This window comes from Cellulophaga sp. BC115SP, from assembly GCF_009905545.1.
Lineage (GTDB): Bacteria > Bacteroidota > Bacteroidia > Cytophagales > Spirosomataceae > Flectobacillus > Flectobacillus rivi.
This window is the reverse complement of sequence record NZ_JAAALB010000097.1, coordinates 1-5,922: the sequence shown is the minus strand read 5'-3', so window position 1 is coordinate 5,922 and position 5,922 is coordinate 1. Positions and strand designations below refer to the sequence as shown.

Genomic DNA, 5,922 nt, shown 5'->3' with positions numbered 1-5,922 from the left:
ATATAAACATAGTCGTCAGATACAATCATTGGATCTGATGTTTCGTTGAGACATACGTCCTTGACCACTAATACGTCGTTAGGCTTTAAGAAGCCAAACTCTATGGCAGCGCTGTAAAAACCACCCCGAGTACCACCCCCAACGTAAAAAAACGAGTTAGCATAACCAGCGCCCATAAAGTAATCTTGTCCCTCTATGAGCTTTATCCCATTTTTGTAAAATTCGTAGCAATTTCTGTCAGTGGACAACATTTGTCTCACTACGATACTTCGGTCCGTAAATTTTTTTAAATCCAATACTGGTTTGTTTACTTGAGACAAACCAGTCTTTACTAATGTTAAACCAAACATTAATAGGAGTAGTAATTTTTTCATTGATATAATAGCAAGATATTATTAGGAAATTATTCTATAATTAAAATAAACCTTGTATTGATTTGATATAGTATATTAGGTTCATTACTAAGAACTAAATTGATACTATATCTACCTTTTGTTTGAGGAGTAGTGAAGGTTAATCGGTTATTAGCAGCGCTATAAAGTGCATTTTGCATAAAACTACCATTATTGCTTTCTAATTGAATTTGGTAAAATCTCGCAGGTGTTTTCTCAAAATTTGTGGTAGTAAATACAACATTGCTACTCGGTTTCAATCTCAATTCTGTTATTTTTTCAGAATATATTAGATAAGGCATATCTTTTCGATATACGGTTATAGATTTAGCAACAATCTTACTTTCCTTTTTTAATGATGTATTGATAATTTTTACACTATATACACCTTCCTTTACTGAAACTGGAATTTTACACATTAGCATACTATCATTAAAAAACATTGGCAATATGGTAGAATAGCCTTCTTTATCAATCAAAACTATATTGTAGTCATAGTTTTTTGATAAGTATTTCCCAAAGATTTGTATATTTTCCTCTTGAATAACATTCCAATAATCAAGGGAGTCAACCAAAGGTGTAGGATACTCTATGACGATAGACTTACTGTAATTGCTAGATTTGTTTCTAACTTTTAATAGTAAGGTATAATTTCCTGGCATTACATTATCAAGCGAGGAGGCATATACATGTGAAGAATCGATCAACACTGTTTTCAATAATATTTCTTTGCTAGAATTGACTATTGATGCTTGAACTTCTACCGGGTTCAAGCCAAAATCACGTCCTATAATCATGAAACTTTTACCTGCTTCAAGGGTATCTTTACTTACTCCAGTAATTACTGGAGTAGGCTGCTCCATGGCATTTATACTAACTTCATATATTATTTTTTGTCCAAACTTCGACACTAATGTATAATATACAGGTACAGAAAAGTTTTGTGCTTGAGTACTAGAAGGGATTATTGTAATTGCATTTTTTGTTAGGATTGTAGGAACTATTGAACTTAAATCTGTCTGGTATGGAACCCAAAGAAGTACCTTTCTTTCAGCCTCTAGAATTTCTGTTTTAAGAATAAGAGTTCTTCCTAATGATACGGAGCTAATGGAAGGTAAAATATCAATCTTATCTTCAACGGATTTGCAGGAGTGTAGGAAGAATACAATTACAAATAAATGTAGTTTAATTTTCATAAAATATTATTAAGTTCAATTTTAATAAGCAAAACTATAAAAACAAAAATAACCACTTCTCTATTATGATTGCATATTAATGAGACTTTAATATTGTAGTAATGTCTCAAATCTATTATATAATTGAGTAAACGGTCATATATTTAACATTTAAGTAGGTTTATATACGTTCGTTAATTTTCTAGTGAAGATGAATTATCTGTTTTTGTAAGAAAAATTTGCCATGTAGTCTTATTGATCACTCTTAAAATGATAAAGAATAACTTTAAGATCCTCTCTAAAACAGTGGAGTTCTGAGGAAATATCCCCTATCTAGACACCTAAACAAGGGTGTATCACAACTCTTTCAGGAAAGTAATTTAGCAAAATGGAGATTGATGGAAAGAATTTTATTACTGGAACAACACCCGAAAAAAGAAGAATAACAGTTGTGTAACAATATGAAGTTTTATACAGATGTTGTATTGGGATTACATTAATAGGAAGTAGAAGTGACAGGTAAATAAGCAAAATAGAAATTATTCATACAACAGTATCTATCCTTCTGTAAGCATCTGACTTTCAATATCAATATTTAAGAAGACACCATTGTATGAACACTCTCCAAGTTTACAAATATGAGACAGTAGCTAAGCAACGAGGATTTACAGTTTATTACCTACCTTAATTGGTAATAGTAACTTTACTTATCTACCTCTTCGCCTTTCTTAGAGATAAATAAACTTTTGAATCCAAATCTTTACTATATAATAACATCACTTGATTCATGGTTCGATTGCCATTGGATGTCCAAAAAGCAACACTTCTTTCGGTCATGTATTTAATAGTACTATCCGAATAGGGCGTAACCACTTGAATAAATCTATCTCCATAATTACGATATACTTTGTCGCCTTGCGAATAGCCCCAAAGTCCATCTTTGGGTACCTCCTTACGACTTTTATCACGCATAACCAATGTAAGGTTCTTATTAAATATCCCCCCATTTCTAATCGACTTCAACGAAGCTAAGGTATCTCCTTGCTGGGTTTTGAATTGAGTACTTTTATAGTATAACACATACGGATTAACATCTCGTTGACAGGCGCTAAACATCAGTCCTATGAGCACGATACATAAGTAAGCAAGTATTTTCATTTGTATCCATATTTAGTTTGAAAAACTCATTATTTGAAAGCCGAAATACTCCCCTCGGCTTCTCTACTAATTTATCACATTTTGAATAAAATACAACAAAAACCTTTAATTATTACATTATTGAGTTTTCTGATTCTCATCCAACCGTGTCATTCATTTTTATTTTCGAAAAAGTAAAAAAATATTTGCAAAATAATACCGAACGGTATATTTTTGTTTCAAAATTATTAATAAGCCTTTTCTTAAACTCAATAATTCATTAGTTAACAAGTATTTGAAGTACCTTATCATGGGAAAAGCCGAACGTACCAAACAGTTTATCATAGAAAAAACCGCAACTCTGTTCAATACCAAAGGTATTGCGGCTACTTCTTTACTGGATATGACCGAGGCTACAGGGCTAACCAAAGGAAGTATTTACGGCAACTTTAAAAACAAAGATGAAGTGGCGCTTGAGGTCTTTCGCTATAATCTCAAAAAAGTCACCGGACTTGTTTCGGAAGAAATGGCACGAGAATCAACTTTTAGGGGTAAAATTCTTTGCTATCCACGTATTTATACTTTATTTGATGACCCTAGATTTCCAGTGGGCGGCTGCGTGATTCTCAATACTGCTGTTGAGGTAGACGACACCCATCCATTAATGTGCGAAGAGGTTAGCAAAGCGATTAATTCATGGAAAAATACACTTGTTTTTTTGATTAATGAAGGTATACAAGCTGGTGAATTTAGTACTGAAAACAATGCAGAGGATTTAGCACTACAAATTATTGCCACCATTGAAGGAGCGGTTATGCTTACCAAAGTCAGTGGTAAAATAGCCTACATGCAAAGTCTCATGAAAACCGTTGAAAACTTAATAAACTCATTTTAATATTTTTTTACACAAAAATATACCGTTCGGTATATTTTAAAACAAGCAATCAAATGAAAACGACTGAAAATACTATATTAATTACAGGAGGAGGCTCTGGCATCGGGTTAGCATTCGCTAAAAAATTGGCACAAGAAGGAAACCAAATCATCTTGGTAGGACGTACGGAAAATAAACTCATAGAGGCTAGTAAACAAATTCCTAATGCTCAATATATCGTAGCTGATTTAACAAAGGCTTCTGATGTAGAGGAACTTACTACAAAAGTTAAATCAGACTTTCCTACCTTAAACTTACTCATTAATAATGCGGGTACCGCTTATGCCTATTCTTTACTCAATGAAAACAGTAAAGCAGTTGACAAAGCTAGTGTTGAATTTGAGACTAATTTTTTAAGTGTTGTACGCTTGACAGAAGCATTATTGCCTGTGCTGAAGCAAAACGCCAACGCTGCTATTGTCAATGTAAGTTCGTTGGTTTCATTCATTCCATCTATCAGTTTACCAACTTATTCAGCAAGTAAGGCTGCGCTTCACTCCTACACACAAGTACTGAGAGCAGAGTTAAAAAATCAAGGGATTCAAGTATATGAGGTGATGCCACCCCTCGTCAATACCGAGCTCTCACATGAAATAGGAGGTGCAGACAATGGTATTCCACCAGAAGTAGTTGCCGAAGATTTATTAAAAGCATTGACAGAAGAACAGTTTGAGGTACGTGTTGGATTAACCAATTCTTTATACCAACTTTATCTTCAATCACCAGAACAGGCATTTTCAGCCTTAAATTCATCTTTATGAAACGTGTAGTTATTACAGGACTCGGTGTTATTTCTCCTTTAGGAAATGATATTGAGAGTTTTTGGGAAAATAGTCTCAAAGGTATTTCGGGTATTGGTCCCATTACCAAATTTGATGCAAGCAAATTTAAAACTCAGATAGCAGGAGAAGTTAAAAGCTTTAATCCGCTCGATTATTTTGAGAAAAAAGAAATCCGCAAATACGATTTATTTACTCAATATGCCGTAGCGGCAAGTGAACAAGCTATTCAACAATCTCAATTGCAATTTGCCACAATGTCAGAAGCACAAAGAGCCGAAATAGGAGTAATTTGGGCAACTGGTCAAGGTGGTATGCAAACTTTTGAGGATCAATTACAAGAATTCTTTACTGGCGATGGCACGCCAAGATTCAATCCATATTTTGTTCCAAAAATGATTGTGGATATTGCAGCAGGGGTTATTTCTATCAGAAATGGTTTGTTAGGACCCAATTACTGTACGGTTTCCGCTTGTGCATCTTCCAATACTGCTATTATCAACGCACTAGATAATATCAGACTGGGTCGTGCCAAAGTGATGATTGTTGGAGGATCAGAAGCGGCTATTACGCCTGGTACGATCGGTGGCTTTGGAGCAGCTCAAGCCCTATCTAAAAACAATGTAAGCTCTGCTTCGCAACCTTTTGATGTTAATCGTACAGGGTTTGTAGCAGGTGAAGGCGCAGGGGCTTTAATCTTGGAAGATTATGAATATGCTGTGCAAAGAGGAGCAACAATCTTGGCGGAAATTGCTGGAGGTGGCATGGCCGCTGACGCCTATCACCTGACTGGCACATCGCCCGACGGCTTGGGGGCAAAATTGGGAATGCTCAACGCACTCAAAGATGCAGGACTCAACCCTGAAGATATTGACTATATCAATGCGCATGCGACCTCAACAGGTGTGGGTGATTTGAGTGAAATAAAAGCCATATCTTCTATTTTCGGAAATAGTAAGACAGCCATTTCTGCAACAAAATCTATGACAGGGCACCTATTGGGTGCTGCCGGAGCCATTGAAAGTATTTACTGTGTATTGGCAGTTCAACATGATACGATTCCTCCAACGATGAATGTGACGGAGCTAGATCCAGAGATTCCTCAAAATCTCCATATTGTATTAGGAGAAAAGTTAGAGAAGCCAATCCGTTATGCCCTGAACAATTCTTTTGGTTTTGGAGGACATACTGCCTCTTCTATTTTTAAGAAATTTGAGGCATAATGAGCGTTACTAGCGAGTTTTTGAGTCCTCGCTAGTAACTATTTCAAAAATATTTTCACTTTTTTTCAGGGTTTATGATTGCTCGTAATATTCTGATTACGAAAATACTACTATAACTTTAGGTGATTTCTTAGGAAATATTTCAATTGAAGTTTCAAAAAAAGTTTGCATTGTATTGTCCAAAAGACTAATTTTGCATCATCAAAAAACACAGAGAGCTGGCAGAGTGGTCGATTGCGGCAGTCTTGAAAACTGTTGACTGTAACAGGTCCGGGGGTTCGA

General features: G+C 35.1%; 6 protein-coding genes. 3 read left to right on the top strand and 3 right to left on the bottom strand.

What is annotated here, in order from left to right; genetic code table 11:
* The 3 genes from GVN22_RS26650 to GVN22_RS26640 all read right to left on the bottom strand — a co-directional run.
* Positions 1-374: hypothetical protein (locus GVN22_RS26650; protein ID WP_166553382.1), on the bottom strand; the 374-nt coding region annotated here is incomplete at its 3' end.
* Positions 375-403: 29 nt separating this feature from the next.
* Positions 404-1,588 (bottom strand): hypothetical protein, encoded by a 1,185-nt coding sequence (locus GVN22_RS26645; protein WP_166554051.1) that lies wholly within the window; start codon positions 1,586-1,588, stop codon positions 404-406.
* 690 nt (positions 1,589-2,278) lie between these two features.
* The gene (locus GVN22_RS26640; protein ID WP_166554050.1) at positions 2,279-2,725 is read right to left on the bottom strand and encodes a hypothetical protein; all 447 of its coding nucleotides are present in this window, start codon (positions 2,723-2,725) and stop codon (positions 2,279-2,281) included.
* A 289-nt stretch (positions 2,726-3,014) separates the two neighbouring features.
* On the opposite strand from GVN22_RS26640, the gene GVN22_RS26635 reads away from it, so the two are divergent.
* From GVN22_RS26635 to fabF, 3 genes are read left to right on the top strand one after another with little or no spacing between them, the layout of a single operon-like run.
* Positions 3,015-3,599: a TetR/AcrR family transcriptional regulator gene (locus GVN22_RS26635; protein WP_166554049.1), complete on the top strand. Its 585-nt coding sequence runs from the start codon at positions 3,015-3,017 to the stop codon at positions 3,597-3,599.
* 53 nt (positions 3,600-3,652) lie between these two features.
* Positions 3,653-4,399, top strand: coding sequence for an SDR family oxidoreductase (locus GVN22_RS26630; protein WP_166554048.1), 747 nt, complete (start codon positions 3,653-3,655; stop codon positions 4,397-4,399).
* Entirely contained in the window at positions 4,396-5,640 is a 1,245-nt protein-coding gene (fabF, locus tag GVN22_RS26625; protein WP_166554047.1) for a beta-ketoacyl-ACP synthase II, read from the top strand. The genes GVN22_RS26630 and fabF overlap by 4 nt, the downstream gene beginning before the upstream one ends.
* Positions 5,641-5,922 lie beyond the last annotated feature (282 nt).